Below are 20,887 nucleotides of genomic sequence, written 5' to 3'. Positions count from 1 at the left end.
GAGAAGATTATGAAGAATTTCAATCATTGGTTAGTATGCCTCGACTTATCAAACATGGATGAAGTTTTGGTAGGTTACAGTTCCTTTCTGTCAACTGTAAAACAGCCAAAAACCATCACTTTTTTACACATCATTCAATCCGGACCCACTGCGTTAAACATTATCGATCAGTTCCCGGAGATCGAATCTAAAGAGAAGTTCGAAGAGATTATCCGCAACGAGCTTAATGAAAAGATTGAGCAACACTTTGGCGACTCGTCGATTGAAGTCCGCCTGATTATCAAGGAGGGAAAACCATCAGATCAAATCATTCAGGTTGTAAATTCACTTGAGCCCGATCTGCTGCTTATGGGTAAAAAGGTAGGTTACATAGGGGAAGGTATTGTACCAAAACGCATACTGAAATATGTTCCCACATCCCTGTTATTTATCCCCGAAAACTGCCGGTACAGTCTCGAAAATGCCCTTGTTCCTGTTGATTTTTCTCAACAATCAGCCAAAGGTTTGGAAACTGCTCAACAGCTTGTACCAGCAGGTACTGTTACAGCACTTCATGTTTATGAATACCGAGCTCAATTCTTCCCTTATATGCTTTCTGATGAGGAGAAAGAAGAGATCGATAATAAAATTGAAGAGAAGAAGGAGAAATTTGTCAGCGAATACGACATTCCCGGGAATATAAAATTTGTACTCACCCGGCATAAACAGGGAAAAATGGCTGATACTGTTTACGAACAAACCATTCGTGAACAAACTGATATCATCATTGTGAGTTCCAAAATCAAGAAAATGCCCAACCTTATTCAACACGATTTTACCGACAAGATGGTTGGATATGCATTTGGGGTCCCGCTTCTGATTCAAAAAAACAAGGAGAAATACACAGAGTTCCTGAAATCAATTTTTAAAGATTAAGCAGGCGGGTTACTTATATTTTTGGGAAGCCTGTACAGCCAGTTTATCAACCCGGTTGTTTAGCTGATTATCAGCATGGCCTTTTACTTTGATCCATTCAATAGTGTGAGGCTCCATCACTTTCAGCATCGCTTCCCAAAGATCCCGGTTCTCTACAGGTTTTTTGTTGGATTTTTTCCAACCTTTTTTCTGCCAGTTCTCTATCCAGCCCTGTTTAAATGTATTTACTATCAGGGCTGAATCGCTGTGAATTTTTACATGGCACGGTTTCTTCAATGCTTTCAACCCCTCAATTACAGCCTTCATCTCCATTCGGTTGTTGGTGGTATCGGGGGCCCCTCCGGTCATCTCTTTCTCTTTTCCTTTCCACATTAAAAGCGCCGCCCAGCCGCCCGGTCCGGGATTTCCGCTGCACGCTCCATCAGTATATAGAATAACTTCTGGCAAAGAATCAGACATATCGTTCGGTAAGCTCCTTTAGTGATTGTTTCATTTCTAATGCTGCCCTCGATACAGCACTCTCCCAATCTGCTTGATTCGATCCCGCATAAATAATTGACCGGGAGGAGTTAATAACTGGAATTCCGTTATGGTATTTCAATACAGCTTGTAAATCGCTTACAGAACCACCCTGCTTTCCAATACCGGGGATTAACAGATGGGCTTCGGGGTTGGTTTGAATAACGGATCCGATCGATTCAATTTGTGTAGCACCAACCACCATCCCCAGATGAGTGAGGCTTTTCTCCTGCTTTTTGCTAAGCTCTTCAGCGATATATTCGCCAAGTGACATCCGTCCTTGAAAACGCCGCTGCAGGAAGTCGGCAGATCCTCGGTTAGAGGTCATTGCCAGCACGAATACAGCTTTCTCTTCATCATCAATAAAAGGGTCCAGTGTATCCATTCCCATCAAAGCATTGAGAGTTATGGCATCGGCATTCAGCTCATCAAAAAAAGCCTTTTTATATTGGGCAGCAGTATTACCGATATCGCCTCGTTTTGCATCGGCAATAATTACTTTTTCTTTGGGTATATGCTGAATAGTTTGCTCCAGAATCTCCCATCCGGGGCTGCCCAGCGCTTCAAAAAAAGCTGTATTCGGTTTATAGGCACAAGCGTGATCTTTGGTAACATCAATCACTCGCGAGCAAAATTCCAGGACCAGATCTGACCGATTTGAATATTTTTTAGCGAGAGGTTCGGGAATCCGTTCGGGAACGGGATCAAGCCCAACACATAACAGGGATTTAGAGCCGGTTACCGTTCGTTTCAACTTCTCAGTAAAAGTCATAGAGTTTTGCTCATATTTTTTGGAAGATAAATTTAAAAACTATAAGATAAGGCGTTCATTTGTACGATACATTTATTTATCAAAAACTTGGATTTCTCCTATGAGTTGGTTTGAAAAATGGTTCGACAGTCCACTATATGAAAAACTTTATGCATACCGGAATAAGAATGAAGCAGATAAACTGGCAAAACTTATCGAAAAAGAGATCCCCGCATCAGAATACCCAAACATTCTGGACCTTGGCTGTGGTCGGGGACGCCACTCCATAACTCTTGCCGAGCGAGGATATAATGTCCTGGGAATCGATCTCTCCAAAGAGGTGATTGCCAAAGCAGTACAAATTGCCGGAGACAAAGATCTTCCAAACCTTCGATTCCAGGTTGGCGATATGCGGCGTCCGCTGGACAGATCATTTGATGCCGTAGTAAACCTCTTTACCACTTTTGGTTATTTTTTGAAGGATAAAGAAAATGAAAAAGTGATTAAAAGTGTCAGCAAGATGCTCTCAGAAGATGGAATATTCATCCTGGATTACCTGAATGCCCATAAGGTCAGAAAAGAGCTGGTAGAGGAGGAGGAAGAGTTATTTCAGGATATGACCGTTCATATCGAACGAAAAATTGAAAACAACATGGTCTATAAAAAGATCCGCTTTACCGGCGAAAAGCTGGAAAAACCGATTCAATATCATGAACGGGTTAAACTCTACAAAAAAGATTGGTTTGAGGGAGCCTTTGCCAAAAACGGTTTTCAGCTTGATCGAAGCTATGGATCTTACGAGGGGGATAATTTTGATAAAGAAGAGAGTTCCCGTTTATTGATGATTGCAAGAAAGATTTAGATAGAGCAACTCAGTATCCGCCGTGAATTCATTATGCCGTTGTGGTTCATCGAGTCCTCAGAACAAGTTATCACATGGCGTGAGCGTCCTTGGTTATCGAAGTTTTAACGTAGTTGACTCGCTCTTGCCTCACTGTATGGAGACACCCCGGGTGACACATCCTGAAACTTGAATCCTGTACCCTGAATCAAATCTCCGTTTCTGAAAACACCTCTTCGGCACCGTGGGGTGGTTTGTGGAGCGACCAGGTTTCGAAATAGAACTGACGTTCGGATCGTATTCGCTTGCCGTTAATACTAAAAAACCGGAACTCTTCATTTACCAGTTCTCTCAGTGGATAGAAAAGTTGTGGATAGATGTTGTCCTGTGAAAACAGATGCAGGTCAAATCCCTGGTGGGCTTTTTCCTTATACAAAACAAGATCACCGGATTTCAATACCTCAGCCAGCACCGATTTTTTGTGGCCTACGTTACTTTCATCATCTATAATAAGTTCCTGCCGATTCCACTGTACCTCATTCTTTTCTGATAAAAGTATTGGCCAGCCGATTTTTGCTTCCTTCACTGCTTTCTGAAGATCTACCGCAGAATCATTCAGGAAAATATTAAACCCGTTCAATGCTTTGGAGATAGCATCAATCACTTGCGGGTAATGTTTGATCCTGTCTAATCCAAATGTTTTCCTGTTTAGAACCGTCCCTGAGATGTAAAATTTGGAGTAGGTAGGATCGGGTTTCATAAATTCCTCGATACTTGCAGAAACTTCCTGCGTACTCCGGTCCAGGTGGCGCTCACGAAGTTCATCTAATCGCAAATCATGCTCAAAAATCAGTTTAAAAATATCCATAAAATTTTCTTTTGAATTCTGATAATAAGGTAAGAAACCTATATCTGTCTTTGAAAGAATCTCTCACAGTTCATGAAAGTCATCAAATAAATGTTTAACACTTTAATTATGATAAAAATTTACTCGTTTCAAAACTCTGCTTTGTATGTATTTAGCGATTTGCAGTACATATTTTCAGTAAAAAAGTGAAAAGTTAGGCTATATAATCCCCTCTTGAGAGGGGACAGATTGAATCGCGTTCAGCGATTGAATCAGGGGTGTGTTCCACAGGTTGCTTGCTTCCATTTAAATGTGTAGCCAATACCATACTCCCTCGACACACCCCTGGTTTGTCAAATCTGGCTTCACCATTTTGTCTACACCTGTCCCCTCTCAAGAAGGGATTTCCTTACCACTCCGAGGCGACAAGTCGCTAAACAGGTACTCTGCTTTGAAACGCCATCCGGAAGCTCCCCTTCCAATTAACTTTAATCCGCTCTTTTTTTAAATAGAAGCAAAGCTTCAAAGAGACATTCCGAAGGGGGACCTTCGGAACGAGTCTAATGGAGATTTTCTTCAAACAAAAAAACCCCACAGTAATGATACTGCAGGGCTTTAAAATTTTAGATAGATCTGTTGATTAGATCATCGTAGCGATTACAAGTGCAACAACAGACATTAACTTAATTAAAATATTGAGAGAAGGACCAGATGTATCTTTGAAAGGATCACCAACGGTATCACCAACAACGCTTGCTTTGTGTGGTTCTGAGCCTTTTCCATATTCAATCCCATCAATGTTTACGCCCTCTTCAATCATCTTCTTGGCGTTATCCCAGGCACCGCCGGCATTCGATTGAAACAGGGCCATTAACACACCCGCAGAAGTAACACCTGCAAGAAGACCGCCAAGCATTTCAGGTCCACCGATGAAACCAAACAGTACCGGTACAATCACAGCCAGAAGCCCGGGTACAACCATTTCACGAATGGACGCCTGTGTAGAGATCGCCACACATTTCTCGTACTCTGCTTTTCCATCAGCTGCTTCAAATGTTTTTCTGTCTTCATCAGACCAATCTTCCAGTTTTTTACCCTCATTTCTGTTCATCGCAGCGAGTGCTTTTGTCAGCTCGGGTATATCCTTAAATTGCCGCCGCACTTCTTCAATCATACTCATGGCTGCTCGCCCAACCGCATTCATAGAAAGTGCTGAGAATAGAAACGGAAGCATCGCCCCAACAAAAAGCGAGGCCATCACAAAAGGACTTGTAATATTGATTGCAACCGTAACACCGGGGTTCACCGTTTCATAAGCTGTAATGAAGGCAGCAAAAAGAGCAAGTGCTGTTAATGCTGCAGAACCAATGGCAAATCCTTTTCCAATCGCTGCGGTTGTGTTTCCTACCGCATCCAACTTATCTGTCCGTTCACGAACTTCACCGGGTAGTTCAGACATTTCTGCAATTCCACCAGCGTTATCAGAAATCGGTCCGTAAGCATCCACTGCTAACTGAATTCCCGTATTAGCAAGCATACCTACAGCTGCAATCGCAATACCGTATAATCCTGCAAAATGATACGCCCCAATAATCGCCGCTGCAATTATAATGATGGGAATGGCCGTTGAGATCATACCAACCCCCACACCGGCGATAATATTTGTAGCCGATCCGGTTACAGATTGCTTAACGATTGACCAAACGGGTTTTGTACCTGTACCTGTGTAGTGCTCCGTTACCAAACCGATTAACAGACCAGCTGCTAATCCAAAAATTGTGGCCCAAAAAACACCCATTGATGTGAGAGTTTGACCATTGAACGTCCACTCGGCAGGAAGCATCCATTGAATGAGGAAAAAGGAAGCAATAAGCATCACAAAAGCTGAAGAAAACTCACCAATATTCAATGCTTTCTGAGGATTTCCACCTTCCTTCACACGCACAAAAAACGTCCCCATGATGGATGTTAGAATACCTGTTCCGGCCAGTACCAACGGCAGAAGAACGGCGGACAAGCCGTTGAAGTTATCACTCCATCCCGGAATGGCCATAAATGCAGCCCCGAGAACCATTGTACTAATGATGGATCCAACATACGATTCAAAAAGGTCGGCCCCCATACCGGCCACGTCACCAACGTTATCACCTACATTATCCGCAATGGTTGCTGGGTTTAAAGGGTGATCTTCGGGAATTCCAGCTTCAACTTTACCAACAAGGTCGGCACCCACATCGGCGGCTTTTGTATAAATTCCACCTCCAACACGAGCAAATAAAGCAATAGATGATGCTCCAAATGAGAATCCTGTTACAACAGCCAGCACTTTGTTAACGGCATCGGCACCTTCAAGACCAAAAAGCTGACTAAACAATATGAAAAGTAAACTCAATCCAAGTACTCCGAGCCCTACAACCCCGAGCCCCATTACGGATCCACCGGCAAAGGCTACTTCAAGTCCTTTGCCAAGGCTGGTACGTGCCGCTTGAGTTGTTCGAACATTTGCTTTTGTTGCTACTTTCATACCAATAAATCCGGCAAGTCCGGAGCAAAGTGCCCCAATAATAAATGAAATGGATATCATCCAACTTGATATTACTGGGTTTGCACTAAATGCAAGTAACAAAGCGACAACCAATACGAAGATCGATAAGACCTTGTATTCAGCTTTGAGGAATGCCATTGCCCCCGCTGAAATACTTTTACTGATTCTCTCCATTCTTTCGGTTCCCACTTCCTGTTTTGATACCCAGGAGGTCTTGAAAAAGGTGTACAAAAGTGCAAGAACCCCCGCCACCGGAATTAGATATATTATTGAATTAACCATGTTATTCGTTTGGATTATAGTTAGCGATCTCTGTTATGAAAATTCAGTTATATTCGTTCATTGCTTGTTCAATACCACCACGAAGAAACATTAAAATTGCATCGGAAGCAACCTCCAATGATTCATCTATCAATTTTCTCTGCGATGATGAGAATGGAGACAATACATAATCGGATTGTCTCCCGCGATTAAAATCATTGCCAATCCCAATTCTCAGGCGCGGAAAATCTCGTGATTGCAGTCGTTCAATAATATCTTTCATTCCATTGTGGCCGCCTGCACTCCCGGAGGGTTTTAGTTTTATTCTTCCCGCTTCCAAATGGATATCATCATAGCAAACCATACAATCTGCAGGAGAATATCCGGTAACTGCAATAGCTTTAGATACAGCTTTCCCGCTATGATTCATATATGTGGTTGGTTTCAGAAGGGTTACTTTTTGTCCCTTAAATTGCCCCTCGCCCAAAAAGAAAAGACCATTACCCTGTTTAAGAGTAATGGTCAGTTTCTCAGAAAGTTTGTCAATCAGTTCAAAGCCTACATTATGGCGCGTACCTTTGTATTCCTGTCCGGGATTTCCCAGGCCAACAATCAGTGCCATAAACAGCTAAACCGCTTCATTTATTCTTCTTTGCCTTCGCTCTCTTCGCCGGCCTCGCCTTCGCCTTCTACTTCTTCTTCACCTTCAGCAAGCTCTTCGCCTTCTTCCAGTTCTTCGCCTTCTTCCAGCTCTTCTTCTTCTGAAACAAGTGAGGTAGTAAACAATGACTCGGATTTTGGAGGCGCAATTGTTACAATTGTTCGTCTCGGATCATCCAGCGGATCAATTCCTTCCATATCCAATTCGCTTACATGAAGAGAATCGCCAATTTCCAGATCGGTGATATCGAGTTCAAACATTGCGGGAATCATATCCGGCAATACTTTAATTCGAACAATTCTCATTGGCTGGAACACACGGCCACCGCCGTCCCGAACCCCAATCGCAATACCATTCAAGCGAACAGGAACGTTCAGTTTTACAGGTGTTTCATCATCCAGCACATAGAAATCGGCGTGCAATGCACGGTCTGTAACGGGATCAAATTCAACATTTTTTAAGAGAGTTTTATACTCTTCTCCATCCACCGTGAGAGTCTGCAATTTGGTTTGGCTCACCGACAGTATTTTCTCAAGGTCAACTTCACTAATGGAAAAGTGAACATTCTCTTCAACTTTGGGTCCGTATAGAACCGCAGGTATTCTCAAATTTTCTCGAAGAGACTCGGAGACTTTACTTCCCAGCTCTCTTTTTTCACCTTCGAGTTCGTATAATTCTGGTTGATTCATTGTTTTTCAGTTATCGATTAATCATCAAAAAGTGCACTTATCGTGTCGTTAGTATGGATACGCTCAATAGCTTCCGCAAAAATACCGGCTACGCTTAAAACTTTAATTTTATCTGATGGTTTTCGAAGCGGAACCGTATCTGTTACCAATAGCTCATCAATTGGAGAATCTTCTATTCGCTGGTACGCCGGCCCGGATAAAATCGGGTGTGTTGATGTTGCCATAACACTCAACGCACCGCGCTCTTTCAACGCAACTGCCGCATTGGTGATGGTTCCGGCAGTATCAATCAAATCATCTACAATTAACACATTCTTGCCGCTCACTTCACCAATAATATTCATCACTTCGGCTACATTCTGCTTGGGACGCCTCTTGTCTATAAAAGCAAGGCTCGATCCCAGTTTTTTTGAATAGGCACGAGACATTTTCAAACTTCCAACATCCGGTGCCACAACCACCAAATTGTCGATCGGATTTTTTGAAAAATAATCAATAAAAATCCGGCTTGCATACAAGTGATCCAACGGGATATCAAAAAACCCCTGAATCTGTGATGCATGCAAATCCATCGTCAGAATTCGGTCGGCACCCGCTTCCACAAGTACATTTGCCATCAACTTCGAGGCGATAGATACCCGCGGCTGATCTTTCCGATCCTGCCGGGCATACCCAAAGTAAGGTATTACCGCTGTAACCCGTTTAACCGAGGCACGTTTGGCGGCATCCAACAGTAACAGTAATTCAATAATATTATCACCGGGAGGCGGTGTGGATTGGATCACAAAAACATCCTCACCGCGAATACTCTGTTCATACTTCACATAGAGTTCGCCATCAGAAAAGGATTTTATGGTTACCTCTCCCAAATCTGTGCCATAATTTTCAGCAATAGCACGGGAAAGTGCCAGGTTGCTTCTCCCTGCAAATATGGCTAATGGTGTATCCAAGAAAACGGTTTTGTCATGGTTCTTATAAAAGAAAAAAGGAGTACCACCCGGCATCCTTTTGTTTGAGTTGCCCGGGGAGGATTCGAACCCCCACTGCCTGGACCAAAACCAGGTGTCCTGCCATTAGACGACCGGGCAATCGCATTATCGACAGACACCAAAGATATAGAGATGAAAAATATCAATCAAGAACGAATTGCTTTTTTAAACACTTCGCACCGGTGGCAATTCTTTTTTTGGCAATATCTTTTGTATTGGTGTGCCAGCCCGATGATATTCGTTGAATGGTTTACAGTAAAACCGGCTTTTTTGAATGGAGCTTTCATCTCTGGCGGCACATGGTGGTTGGGCACTAACCATGCATCGAAAGCAGATTGTTTCAACCGGTTGGATTGCAGCAGATCTCCCAAAAAATAGATTGCCGGCAAAAAAACAATCTGTTTGATTAGACGAAGGCGTGATTTCCCGGGCCGACAGGCCGAATCAACCCCTTCCAAAATCTGATTCCAGGTTGCTTCCAATTCATTTTTAAAAAAGGTTTGAAATGGAATTTGTTGAATTGAAAAGTGAATGGCCGCCGCTTGTTTGATTCTGGGCTTCGGCCGACTGGCGGGCCTCATTCCATTCTGTTTCCAATTAAATTTTTTATCAGAATGGAAGGCAAACCGGGTGACCTGTTTTGAAAACTCTGCAGAATCCTGAGAGAGCATAGATTTATCAAACAGATCCTGAGCGAGTTTTTTCATTTGGGATTTGTTGGATGGTATTCCCAACGTTTGATAGACACCTGCAATCAGGCATTGCTGCCAAGCCGTTGAGATGGGGAGTGATGGATCATAAAATGCCAGCAACTCCTCCACTTTATATTCCAAATACTCCCGATGAGCCTTCTCCACCTGTTTCTGAAAAGCCTGCTGGTTGATAAATGAAACATTTCCGGAGCAAGCAATTCCACTTCGTTGTTTTCTCTCGAGCAGCTGGTAAATATTTTTAGTGAGATAGGGTTTTAATACTAATGTAAACGGCTCGTGACCATCTTCAGTTATTATCTTCCCGGAACTATCATCTTCAAATACTACATGCAGAATCACACTGTTGAACTCTTCATCCTCATGGTGGCCATGCCGGTACCATTCTTTTGGTTTATTATGAATCTCAACACTGCCATACCAATCCCGCCGTCCAACTTTTATATGAGCCCCCAAAAAATCGGGGCCGGCTCCATGATTCACTGATCCGGTATCTACAATCTTTAACGGTTTACCATCGGTTGTTTTTAAATTTGTACAACTGAATTCAACCTCGTGCCAAATCCACTGGTAAAGCTCCTCCCGGTATGGGCGCCGATTAGTCATAAATCAGTTCATTTTCATCGAGAGGTATCGTCTCGGTGGCCTGGTATAGATCGGGAACGGGATTTCTGAGCTCTCTTTTAAGACGCCTGTTAACTTCGTTGAGCCGTTCCTGGCTCTCTTTCAGAACCCGGCTAAACCTCGACATTGCCAATTCCACCCGCTTTCTCTGTTCGCGGAACTGGTCGGTTCTTTGATAGGTAGATACTATATGCCCTGCGAGAAAACCTCCTGCAAATCCACTACTGAACAGAATGACTTGTTTTGCAATCTTCATAGTTACACCTCATGATTTAATTCTTTTGATTTGATAACGCTCTCAAAATGTTTCTGTTTTATTCCCTTAATAAATTGAATAATTTTAATGAATTATAAAAAGATTTCTAAAAGTTATGATTCTTCTTAAAGAAAAACGAATTCGACGTACCATCAAACGGATCTCTTACCAGATTCTTGAGGAGGCCAAAAATCAACAAATTGCCTTGGTTGGGCTAAATGAACGAGGATTCAGTCTTGCCAAAGAGATTAAGAGCAACCTGGAAGAGGCGACCGGTGATGATATAACGCTTAAGCAGCTCAATTCCGAAGATGAATCTATCATTGAGTTTGATTCAGACAGGGTTCAAAACTGTGCTCTCTTTATGATTGATGACGTTATTTTCAGCGGCGGTACCATGTTCAGATCTATCCGAAAGGTGAAGGAACTTTCTGCCTTCGAAAAGATTTTTGTTGTGGTGTTGGTAGACCGCGGACATAGAAAATACCCTGTTCATGCTGGTATTGTTGGTTTAGACGCACCCACTAAACTCAACGAACAGGTAGAACTCCGTCTTAAAAACGGTTTACCCCACAAAGTTGTACTGATTGAAAAGTAAAATTTCTTTTAGCATTAAATGAAACGAACACTATATCTTTTATCACTATTCACGTTTTTAATTACAAGTGCCGTAACTGCTCAGGATACCATTTCAGTGCCCGACACTCTTCGGGGCGGAAAAACAACATGGGTTTTGGGATTGAACGGTTCCCAGGCTTCCTACTCCAACTGGTCGCAGGGAGGTACAAACAATATAGCCGCAACGGGAACCTCAACAATCACAACACTTTACAAAAATCAGAAATTTGCTTACGGTTTTCTGCTTGACACCCGGTACGGTAAAACAAAGATTGAGAATGAAGGAACACGCAAAATTTCCGATCGGTTGTACTTGCTGAACAGGTTCCTCTACACACTCAACGACGAAAATCCTGAATTAAAATTATATAACAACCTCTCCTTCCGAACGCAGTTTGATAAAGGATTTAATTATGGTGCAGCTGAAGACGGTGGTGATATACTCATTTCGAAATTTATGGCGCCGGCCTATTTCAACCAAAGCATAGGAATGGCCTGGGTACCCAGTGATATTTTTTCTGTGGAAGCGGGACTTGGTTTGAAGCAAACATACGTGAGTGATGAAGCCCTATCTGAAACGTACGGACTCCCTGAAGGAGATCAGTTTCGTTCAGAAGCCGGTTTAAATTTTGGTGCCAGCCTGGAAACAGATTTGATGGAAAATATGCAACTCTCTTCATCCGTCCAGACATTTACCAGTTTTGACAGTGCCGTTAGCAGTACAGATATCTATTTTTCCAACAAGATCATTGGCCGGATCAACAGTTACATCAATACAAACCTGAGCCTGGATCTTGTATATGATGACAACTTCTCTGATGAAATCCAGGTTGCACAAGTTCTTTCGCTCGGAATCTCTTACTCAATTCGGTAATACAATTTGAACAATTTTGAACCATATCTGCCGATCCTGCAAAACGCTTTAAAAAAGCTGGACAGCTGGCGGTCATCGTATGGTTCTTTTTCTGAAGAAGATTCCCGTGCCGACCAGCTTGACAAGATTCAGCAGATAGCGGATCAACTCGCATCGCGGCTTGAAGGTAATTACCCGTTTCATCACCCCGGTTATGCCGGGCAGATGCTAAAGCCTCCCCATCCTGTTGCATGGCTTTCGTACGCGCTGGCGATGACCATCAATCCAAATAATCATGCACTGGATGGCGGACCGCCCACTTCGGCGATGGAAAAAGAGGTTATTCAAAAAATGGCAGCTATGGTTGGATATGATTCCAATTCACTCGGGCACCTGACCTCCGGCGGCACAATTGCCAATCTCGAAGCTCTGTTTATTTCCCGCGAAATTCATCCGGATAAAGCGATTGCTGCATCTGCGAACGCACACTACACCCATCAGCGAATGTGCCGGGTTCTCAATTGCGAATTCATCAAAATTCCTGTTGATCATCGCGGATTGCCCGATCTAAATTTTATCCAAAAAAATGCTCACAGGATCGGCACCCTTGTAGTAACCATGGGAACCACAGGACTTGGTTTAGTTGAACCTCTTGAAGAGATTTTAGAAGTAGCCAAACACAACAATATTCGCGTGCATCTGGATGCTGCTTACGGAGGATTTTTTAAAATCATAGCTGATGAGTTACCCTCAAAAAAACATTGGTCCTTGTTTTCTGAATGCAACAGTATTGTAATCGATCCGCATAAACATGGCCTGCAACCGTATGGATGCGGAAGTGTTCTCTACAAAAATGCGGAAGTTGGAAAATACTTCAAGCACGATTCACCCTACACCTATTTCACTTCAGATGATCTCCATCTCGGCGAAATCAGCCTCGAATGTTCCCGTGCAGGAGCCTCTGCCGCAGCATTTTGGGCAACACTGGAGTTGCTGCCTCTCACCAGATCAGGACTTGGACACATTCTCTCATCCACCATCAGATCAGGTAAAAAATTTGCCTCAAAAATTGAAAACCAGGATGGCTGGAAACTTTATCAAGAACCTGACCTGGATATTGTAGCCTACTTCAAAGAACCTGATCAAAAATCGATCAGTGCTTTGAATACGATTAATCAAGAAGTATTTGATAAAGGAATGCAATTGGGCACGAAAGGATATCATCTGAGCCTCTTTAAAATTCCTTCAGAAATCTTTACAAAGAATTTCCCGGAATATAGAATTGACGCCAATCACGCCATAGTACTCCGCAGTGTATTCATGAAAAAGGAACATGAAGAGTTTGTGGATGAGTTGGTTGAGCGGCTTATTAGTGAAGATTGAGATAGCGCAAGCGTCTCGCTTGTGCTTTCAATTTCGGGCACGAGCGAGACGCTCGCGCCATTAATATGCAGATCCGCGAAGTTTCAAAAACTTCGCGGATCTTTCTGAATTCAAAACTTCAGCTCAAATGATGAATCCTGGTTTTTAAAGCGATAGGGATCGAGCTGCGATGCCATCGCAAAGAACGATTTTGCCTCTCCCTGGTCATCATTTTTCTCGTACATATCACCCGCAAGGTAGAACAGCTCGGGACTGGAGGGATACTCGCCAAGCATCTCATTCAGAAGAGGGATGGCTTTGCCGAACTCTTTGTCAGCCACGAATATTTTTAAACGATAGAGGTCAAAAATCGGATGATTTTTCTCTGCCAAACTCATATAGTGTTTACAGCGCGAGTAGATATTTTTCTTGAAGTAGTAATGAATAAAAAGAACAAGCAGTGATGTATCCGGCTTCATCTCATCGATTCGCTCCTCCAGTGTTCGGAGCAATTCCCGTTCATCCGCTATCAGTAAAGTTAAAATAATGGTGAAAAATTCATCATCACTCCACTCTTCGCGAAGAATCTCAGTGCGAACTTCATTTGTAAGATAATCCTGAACTGTTTCCACCCATTCAATGCTTGGGTTCATCGGGTTATCCGGGGCACCCAGTTTCTGGAATCGTTCGGGATGGGTTCCCTCTTCAGGCAGTTCCGCAGGTCTGTCAGATCCCCATTTTTTGTAGAATCGCTCACGGTTCATCCATTTTAATTCGGGATTTAGTTCAAGCCCCATCAATTTAATCGTTGTTCCTCGTTGGTGTTCAACAACCGTGTCCCGAACCACAATCAATTCCAATCCGTTTTCGGTAATCTGCCGGCAAAAATCATCCATTTCGAAATAACAGAGCTGGTACTCCTCATCAAAACGAACCGGCAGATCTTTTTTGATCATAAAACAGCAACTGTCTACCCGTTCGGTGGTCGGCCACGATTCATCCACTGACAGCTCTTTCTTCTGAGCCTCTACTTTAGTGGTATTCAGAACAGGGGCAGTAACTGCTGTCTTATCTGATTTTTTAAATCCCCGTTTCAACAGATCTACACTGTTTTTCGATAGCTGCACATCGTTGTGCATCACCAGGATATATTCCCCTTTGGCCGATTCGATTCCCCGATTCACGGATTTCGCAAATCCCTCGTTGGCGGTGTTTGTAATTACAGTAATATTCAGGAAATTCTCATGCTGAAGCTGCTCAAGGTAGTCAAATGTATCATCGATACTGGCATTGTCAATCACAATCAATTCCGTAGAATTTGGATCAACCGCTTTCTCAAGATGAAGCAGGGCCAGTTCGAGCGGCTCTTTTCCGTGCCCCGTTGTAGGAATCACTACGGAGTGTTCAATCGATTTGGGCTGTTCTGTATCACCGGCAGATTCATCCTTTTCAGGAATCAATGAAAGATCAACTTGCTCCTCAGGTTCCTTTGGTTTCCGCTGCAGAGAATGCTTCAGTTCGGCCGCTTCCACATGGCGACGAAGTTTCTCGAGCGCCGTAATTTTGATCCGGCTCCCTTCATGATGCTCCGGATTTCGCTTCAAAAACTTGTTGATCATCTCGAGTGCACGCTTGGCATCTCCCTGTTGAATAAGTCGGCGGGACTGGATCAGATATTCATCATCCGACGTTTGTTTTTTGAGCCTCGATTCTGAATCCAGAAGCTCATCAAGCAGCGCTTTTCTAACCTCACTCTCATTATTCAGGCGGAGCGCAGTGTATAGAAATTCTTGCGTATCAATATGTGAAGGATGAATACACTGATCATCTGCAACCACAAAGAACGGATCGGTGGTGTACCAAACATTACTTTCAATCAGCCGGAACGCCAGTTCTGCTCCGTGTAGCTGATCTAAAAACGGGTTAAAAAAAAGCTGTTCCGGGTGAATTACATTCCGATTCCAGACCAGGCAGCTGTCGTCCGGCAGGTCACCTTCCTCGGCGGCATGAATCCAGTCTACCGCATCTTCGGGAAGTTTATAATCTAACACCCAAAACGCAGCGGGATCTGCCTTGAACCGGCGGATAGCTTCTTTTAACAATGATTCATTCAAACGATCAGCCCGCAGCGGTGCCCATACCAGGGTACCGGATGCCTGAACCAGCGCCTCATTCAGACAGGCTCCCCGTCCTTTCGATTCTTCATGTTCAAAAAGATAGACCCGGTCATTATCGCTGGCAGCAATCTTCTTTTGAATCGCCTGGGATGTCACGGGGTCCGATGCATCATCAATTACAATCAGCTCAAACTTCCCGTGTTCAAACGCCAGTATGCTGTTTAACAAGGAACTAAAATGCTTTTCCCTGGCATGAGTTGTTAAGATGATGGATAGTTGAATGGTATCAGTCATATCGGTTTTTCTTTTCCCAAATATACAACATGGTAAGCGACGCTCAAACGTGTTTATAAAATCACTTTCCAATAAAAATTTAAAACGTTGTAAATCTGGGTTACGTTACCTTTGCAGGCATTGAAATTAAATTTATACTGTTGTATTTATTGCTATGAAATTTTTTATCCCGCTTATCATCAGCTTGCTTTCGCTCACCAATGGATTTGCTCTCCAAGTGGATTCTCTGGATGATATTTTTGAGATCGGAACTATTCAAAGTCTTGTAATTCAGAAAGAGGGCGAAATTATTTACGAGGAGTATCGCGGTTCAATTGATGGCGATGAACCGACCAATATCAAATCGGCCTCTAAGAGCATCATCTCTTTACTGATTGGAATTGCAATTGACAAGGGGTTTATCGAGGGAGTAGATCAACCCATCAGAGAATTTTTCCCCGAATATTTCAAAGAAAATCCCGATTCGGCCAAAGCTGCTATCACAATTAAAGATCTGCTGACGATGCGCAGCGGGCTCGAAACCACCAGTTTCAGGAATTACGGACGCTGGGTAATGAGCAACAACTGGGTGGAGTTTGCGCTTAATCAGCCTTTTGTAGAAGAACCCGGCGGGAAAATGGTATACAGCACCGGCACCTCTCACCTGCTTTCTGTGATTTTAACCAAAGCCACCGGAATGTCCACAAGAGCCTTTGCCAACGAGTACCTGTTTGAACCGATGGATATCCGAATCGGAGGTTGGGATCGTGATCCCCAGGGATATTATATGGGAGGAAATAATCTTGCTGTAGCCCCGCTTGATCTGTTGAAAATCGGCACGATGATGATGAATGTGGGCGAGTACAACGGGCAGAGAATCGTGTCGAAAGATTGGGTTCTGGAATCGGTACAGATCTATACCCGCAGCAACTATAATCCTTATAACTATGGCTACATGTGGTGGCGCCGGCCGGTGGGCAAATACCAGCTCTTTCTTTGCCTGGGGGAATGGCGGGCAGTATATCATGATTCTACCGGAACTGGAAGCTGTGGTCTCTATCACTTCTGATCTGGGACGAAGCAGCGGTTCCCGCCGTTATCAGGATCGCATTTTCGAATTTCTGCGAGGAAGAATTATTCCATTTATTGAGGATGCTGAAGTTGAAAGATCTTCCTGAGTTTACCCACCCCAACCCCTCCCTATTTCAATAGAACAGCACTATTGAAACAAGGAGGGGCTTTTGTTTGACAGCAGATTTACTTCCCCTTCCTTGTTCATCGGCTGACAGATAGGGAAAGGGATTGAGGGGATGGGTCACTTCGCAAATATCTGCGACTCATCCCGAAACGCTTTGAACTCCAGCGCATTTCCACTGGGATCCAAGAAAAACATGGTTGCTTGTTCTCCGGGTTTTCCTCTGAACCGAACGTACGGTTCAATGATAAAATCCAGGTCGTGTTCTTCCAGGCGTTCGGCCAGTTCAAAGAACTCGTCCCATTCTAAAATCACACCAAAATGTTTTGCCGGGACTTCGTGGCCGTCCACCTCATTCGAAGCCGATTTTCCGGCATCTTCCGGGCTGACATGCGCCACTATTTGGTGACCCCAAAAATCAAAATCGATCCATTTATCGGAACTGCGACCGGTTTTACAGCCTAAAATATCTCTGTAAAAGGTGAGTGTTTTTTCAAGTTCTTTAACGGGAAAAGCGAGGTGGAAGCGGGGGATGTTCATTAGATAATGTTAGTTGTTTGTTGTCTATTGCTTGTGTTGAGTCATTGAATGAGTGAATCAGCAAGATTTTCAGTCCAGGCATCCAATACCCATCCAATGAATATGTTGCTCTCTGAAATATTAATTTTTTTGATATTGAATAATTCCCTTTTTAATGACCTGTTTCTCATCTTCTGAAAATTCCTGACCATAGTATCTTTCAAATAATTCTGCAACAATTTGCCGCTCTGTTAAATCAGGGTTTTTAATTTTAATACTGTTCATGACAATTATTCGGGCACTTTCAATCATATCAATACCCATCATAGCTCTCTCATGGTCTGTTTTGGAATGAATGATATCTCGTTGTAATTGTTCTGCTTCGGGCGTTGTATCTTTCATTTTAAAGTAAATTAAATATGTTGAGATTTAATTTTTACACCAAGATTTCATTTGGCTTAAAAGCTCTTCAAAAATCTGCAAGATAAATCTACTCCAGACTCTCCTCCAAATCCTCCAAAAACTCCTCAATCCGCTGGGCATTCACGCCCACATCACCCCGGCCAATCCTGGATTTTGACCGCATATCGACACGGGTTCCTTCTGTTGTTTCAGTGAATCGGAGAACCACATCATCCTTAAAGCCAAACCATGCCACGGTTTCTGTTGCTTCAATGCGCCCCTGATTACGATTGATCGCCACCAGTTCCCACTCCCGATCCATAACCAGCATCACGGCGGCATCCATTACATCCTGCAGGTTGTGTGATAATATGAGTGGCTGAATTTCCGGATAGGATTCACGCTGCATCTCGGCCGTTTCGGCCCCGGCATATTCCGGCGGATTTGGAGCATCAGCCCGCAGCCTCACCATCGCAGAAAACGCCGGCGGATTATCAATATCAGTGGTAATATCGTGAATGGGTGGTACTGATTGAGCCCGCTGTTGCCAGTAAAGCGCCGTTACGGAAACTGCCCCCGTTAAAAGCACGGCCAGCACTGCAAAAACGATCGCTTTTGCACGGCGTTTTCTAAGAAACCAGATAGATATCAGCCCAATAACTGCAAGTCCAATTGTTGCATATGCACTGTAGGTAAGCAGTGTAAATGCCATACCGAGCGACCAAATTTCCCAGTTATATCCATATCCCGATGCAATGAATACAAGTACAGCTAATAAAGACAGGTAGAACAAAATTCTTGAATAGAGCATAGTTGCCAATTTGAGTAAGGTTTATACCATAATGTATAAAATTGAGAGTAGAAATTTCATCTTAACATCAAAGTTAGATCTGCGAAGTTTTCAAAACTTCGCAGATCTGAAACAAGCGCTGAATTTATTAGCCATCGGTTCAAATTCCCCGTATTTTTGAACTGATAATTAAAAATAAATGATAATACTTTTATGAGTAACACTGTTCGAGTACGATTTGCACCATCACCCACCGGATTTCTTCATATTGGCGGACTCAGAACGGCACTGTACAACTATCTCTTCACCAAACATCACGGCGGCAAATTTATCCTGAGAATCGAAGACACCGATCAGAGCCGGTACGTGGAAGAGGCTGAGCAAGATATTATTAACTCCCTGAAATGGAGCGGAATTGAAGTTGACGAAGGTCCTGAAAATCCTGGAGATTTTGGTCCCTACCGGCAAAGCGAACGTAAGGAGATGTATCATAAATTTGCCGAACAACTGATTGAAGAAGGGCAAGCTTATTATGCGTTTGATACCACCGATGAGCTGGATCAAATGCGGGAGCGGCTGCAAAAATCAGGTAATCCATCACCGAAGTATGATGCGATTACTCGTCAGTCGATGAAAAACAGCCTCACTCTTCCGCAGGAAGAGGTTGAAAAAAAATTGGAGCGGGGAGATGAATATGTAGTCCGTCTTAAAGTTCCGCGACGGGAAACGGTTCGGTTTGAGGATCTGATTCGAGGTCATGTTTCCTTCGAAACCAAAGGACTCGACGACCAGGTTCTGTTAAAATCAGACGGCATGCCGACTTACCATCTTGCAAATGTGGTGGACGATCATGAAATGCAGATTTCTCATGTAATCCGCGGTGAAGAGTGGCTCAGCAGTACGCCCAAACACGTACTTCTTTACAACGCATTTGGCTGGGAAATTCCACAGATGGCACACCTCCCGTTGATTATGTCGCCCAGCGGCGGAAAACTTTCGAAACGAAAAGCAGAATCCGAAGGAATTCCGATTAACACCAAAGATTACATCGAACAGAATTATGAGCCGGAAGCATTGATCAATTTTCTCGCTTATCTGGGCTGGAGTCCCGGCGACGACAGCGAAATCCATTCCCTTGATGAATTGATTGAGCTCTTTACCCTCGACCGCGTGAGCAAAGGCGGCGCCGTATTCAATCACAAAAAACTGTTGTGGTATAACGAGCATTATCTGCGCGAACAACCGGATGCACAGATCGCTAAGCGTTTAAAAGAGATTACTGACGACGGTTTGATAGATGATGTAAATGTCGAATATCTCGAAAAAGCAGTCGGGTTGTTGAAAGAACGGATCAGCAAAATTGATGAGATTCTCGAGATGGGACGGTTCTTTTTTGAAGATCCGAAAGAGTATGACGAAAAAGCCCTCAAAAAATGGAAAGACAACAGTGGCGAACTCGTTGAACTCTACAAAGCAAAAATTGAAGATATGCCCGAAGATAAATTCGAAGCCGGCCCATTAAAATCATCCCTTGAATCTGTGATCAACGCCAAAGATGTTGGTTTCGGAAAACTGATGATGCCGCTTCGAATTGCCATCACTGGCCAGGGATTTGGCCCAGACCTTTTTTCTTCGATGGAACTGCTTGGGAAAAATGCTGTGATTCGACGTATTGATACAGCACTCGAAAAATTGGGATAGCACTCCACCCGTCTGACCGCTTGGAGCGGTCTGACGGGTATTCGACGACACACCATCCGACTGGCGCAAATGTTAAGCGAAGCGTCACTTGCGCCCCTTTACCTTTGCAAAAAAACATGGGCAAATTCCTCTCCTCTTGGGAGGAGACATCCCGACACTTCGGGAAGAGGTGGGTTCTCGATGTGTGATTAATTAGTGAAACACACCCCGAGTTCATTCGCTAACCGCTTATTTCATTTTACCCTCTCAAGAGTAATGTCACTAACATTCGTTATTATCAGAGTTTTTCCCCGATACTTTTGAACGGTCAAAAGTATCCAAAACCCGCCGGGCTGGTGATTGCTTCAGTCGGGATTTGCGGTCCATTTTGCGATGTAAAAACAATGGTCCATATCACTCTGTCGCCGTAAATAAGAATTGATCCGGTATGTTTTTACAACCATCGCATG

General features: G+C 43.5%; 20 protein-coding genes and 1 tRNA gene. 7 read left to right on the top strand and 14 right to left on the bottom strand.

Translation table 11 applies throughout. From position 1 onward, the window contains the following. Positions 1-9 precede the first annotated feature (9 nt). Entirely contained in the window at positions 10-915 is a 906-nt protein-coding gene (locus tag U5K72_06255; protein MDZ7718408.1) for a universal stress protein, read from the top strand. A gap of 9 nt (positions 916-924) precedes the next feature. Here U5K72_06255 and rnhA read toward each other — a convergent pair whose 3' ends face one another. Next, positions 925-1,374, bottom strand: a complete 450-nt coding sequence (gene rnhA, locus U5K72_06250) for a ribonuclease HI (protein ID MDZ7718407.1) — start codon at positions 1,372-1,374, stop codon at positions 925-927. Continuing rightward, a complete protein-coding gene (gene pyrF, locus U5K72_06245) occupies positions 1,367-2,206 on the bottom strand; it encodes an orotidine-5'-phosphate decarboxylase (GenBank protein MDZ7718406.1) in 840 nt (279 codons plus the stop codon). Before pyrF ends, rnhA begins: the two co-directional genes overlap by 8 nt. 100 nt (positions 2,207-2,306) lie before the next feature. On the opposite strand from pyrF, the gene U5K72_06240 reads away from it, so the two are divergent. Further along, entirely contained in the window at positions 2,307-3,047 is a 741-nt protein-coding gene (locus tag U5K72_06240; protein MDZ7718405.1) for a class I SAM-dependent methyltransferase, read from the top strand. Positions 3,048-3,234: 187 nt separating this feature from the next. Here the strand turns inward: U5K72_06240 and U5K72_06235 are convergent, their stop codons facing one another. The 8 genes from U5K72_06235 to U5K72_06200 all read right to left on the bottom strand — a co-directional run bounded on the left by U5K72_06235 (position 3,235) and on the right by U5K72_06200 (position 10,608). After that, a complete protein-coding gene (locus tag U5K72_06235) occupies positions 3,235-3,894 on the bottom strand; it encodes a hypothetical protein (GenBank protein ID MDZ7718404.1) in 660 nt (219 codons plus the stop codon). A gap of 619 nt (positions 3,895-4,513) precedes the next feature. After that, the gene (locus U5K72_06230; protein MDZ7718403.1) at positions 4,514-6,700 is read right to left on the bottom strand and encodes a sodium-translocating pyrophosphatase; all 2,187 of its coding nucleotides are present in this window, start codon (positions 6,698-6,700) and stop codon (positions 4,514-4,516) included. Between the two features lie 43 nt (positions 6,701-6,743). Next, positions 6,744-7,301, bottom strand: a complete 558-nt coding sequence (gene pth / locus U5K72_06225) for an aminoacyl-tRNA hydrolase (protein MDZ7718402.1) — start codon at positions 7,299-7,301, stop codon at positions 6,744-6,746. A gap of 20 nt (positions 7,302-7,321) precedes the next feature. Then, positions 7,322-8,029, bottom strand: coding sequence for a 50S ribosomal protein L25 (locus U5K72_06220; protein ID MDZ7718401.1), 708 nt, complete (start codon positions 8,027-8,029; stop codon positions 7,322-7,324). Between the two features lie 17 nt (positions 8,030-8,046). Beyond that, on the bottom strand, positions 8,047-8,979 hold the full coding sequence (locus tag U5K72_06215) for a ribose-phosphate pyrophosphokinase (protein MDZ7718400.1): 933 nt from the start codon (positions 8,977-8,979) through the stop codon (positions 8,047-8,049). A gap of 67 nt (positions 8,980-9,046) precedes the next feature. Further along, positions 9,047-9,117, bottom strand: a tRNA-Gln gene (locus U5K72_06210). Between the two features lie 47 nt (positions 9,118-9,164). Beyond that, positions 9,165-10,334: a DUF2851 family protein gene (locus U5K72_06205; protein ID MDZ7718399.1), complete on the bottom strand. Its 1,170-nt coding sequence runs from the start codon at positions 10,332-10,334 to the stop codon at positions 9,165-9,167. Continuing rightward, on the bottom strand, positions 10,327-10,608 hold the full coding sequence (locus U5K72_06200; protein MDZ7718398.1) for a hypothetical protein: 282 nt from the start codon (positions 10,606-10,608) through the stop codon (positions 10,327-10,329). Before U5K72_06200 ends, U5K72_06205 begins: the two co-directional genes overlap by 8 nt. Positions 10,609-10,723: 115 nt before the next feature. Between U5K72_06200 and U5K72_06195 the strand changes: the two genes are divergently transcribed. From U5K72_06195 to U5K72_06185, 3 genes are read left to right on the top strand one after another with little or no spacing between them, the layout of a single operon-like run. Further along, on the top strand, positions 10,724-11,206 hold the full coding sequence (locus U5K72_06195) for a phosphoribosyltransferase family protein (protein MDZ7718397.1): 483 nt from the start codon (positions 10,724-10,726) through the stop codon (positions 11,204-11,206). Positions 11,207-11,224: 18 nt separating this feature from the next. Further along, positions 11,225-12,100, top strand: coding sequence for a DUF3078 domain-containing protein (locus U5K72_06190; protein MDZ7718396.1), 876 nt, complete (start codon positions 11,225-11,227; stop codon positions 12,098-12,100). Positions 12,101-12,106: 6 nt separating this feature from the next. After that, the gene (locus U5K72_06185) at positions 12,107-13,462 is read left to right on the top strand and encodes an aminotransferase class V-fold PLP-dependent enzyme (GenBank protein MDZ7718395.1); all 1,356 of its coding nucleotides are present in this window, start codon (positions 12,107-12,109) and stop codon (positions 13,460-13,462) included. Positions 13,463-13,572: 110 nt separating this feature from the next. Here U5K72_06185 and U5K72_06180 read toward each other — a convergent pair whose 3' ends face one another. Then, positions 13,573-15,852, bottom strand: coding sequence for a glycosyltransferase (locus U5K72_06180; protein MDZ7718394.1), 2,280 nt, complete (start codon positions 15,850-15,852; stop codon positions 13,573-13,575). Positions 15,853-16,006: 154 nt separating this feature from the next. On the opposite strand from U5K72_06180, the gene U5K72_06175 reads away from it, so the two are divergent. Then, on the top strand, positions 16,007-16,900 hold the full coding sequence (locus tag U5K72_06175) for a serine hydrolase (GenBank protein MDZ7718393.1): 894 nt from the start codon (positions 16,007-16,009) through the stop codon (positions 16,898-16,900). 246 nt (positions 16,901-17,146) lie between these two features. Here U5K72_06175 and U5K72_06170 read toward each other — a convergent pair whose 3' ends face one another. From U5K72_06170 to U5K72_06160, 3 genes are all read right to left on the bottom strand, one after another. Beyond that, positions 17,147-17,566, bottom strand: coding sequence for a VOC family protein (locus tag U5K72_06170; GenBank protein ID MDZ7718392.1), 420 nt, complete (start codon positions 17,564-17,566; stop codon positions 17,147-17,149). 120 nt (positions 17,567-17,686) lie between these two features. Next, entirely contained in the window at positions 17,687-17,947 is a 261-nt protein-coding gene (locus U5K72_06165) for a hypothetical protein (GenBank protein MDZ7718391.1), read from the bottom strand. Between the two features lie 88 nt (positions 17,948-18,035). Further along, positions 18,036-18,758 carry a DUF1499 domain-containing protein gene (locus tag U5K72_06160; GenBank protein ID MDZ7718390.1) on the bottom strand — a complete coding sequence of 241 codons (723 nt, stop codon included), beginning with the start codon at positions 18,756-18,758 and terminating at the stop codon, positions 18,036-18,038. 192 nt (positions 18,759-18,950) lie between these two features. On the opposite strand from U5K72_06160, the gene gltX reads away from it, so the two are divergent. Beyond that, a complete protein-coding gene (gene gltX / locus U5K72_06155) occupies positions 18,951-20,438 on the top strand; it encodes a glutamate--tRNA ligase (GenBank protein ID MDZ7718389.1) in 1,488 nt (495 codons plus the stop codon). Positions 20,439-20,887: the final 449 nt, after the last annotated feature.

The sequence above is a fragment of the Balneolaceae bacterium genome (assembly GCA_034521495.1).
GTDB lineage: Bacteria > Bacteroidota > Rhodothermia > Balneolales > Balneolaceae > Rhodohalobacter.
The sequence above is the reverse complement of the archived record's forward strand: the minus strand, read 5'-3'. Positions and strand labels throughout refer to the sequence as shown.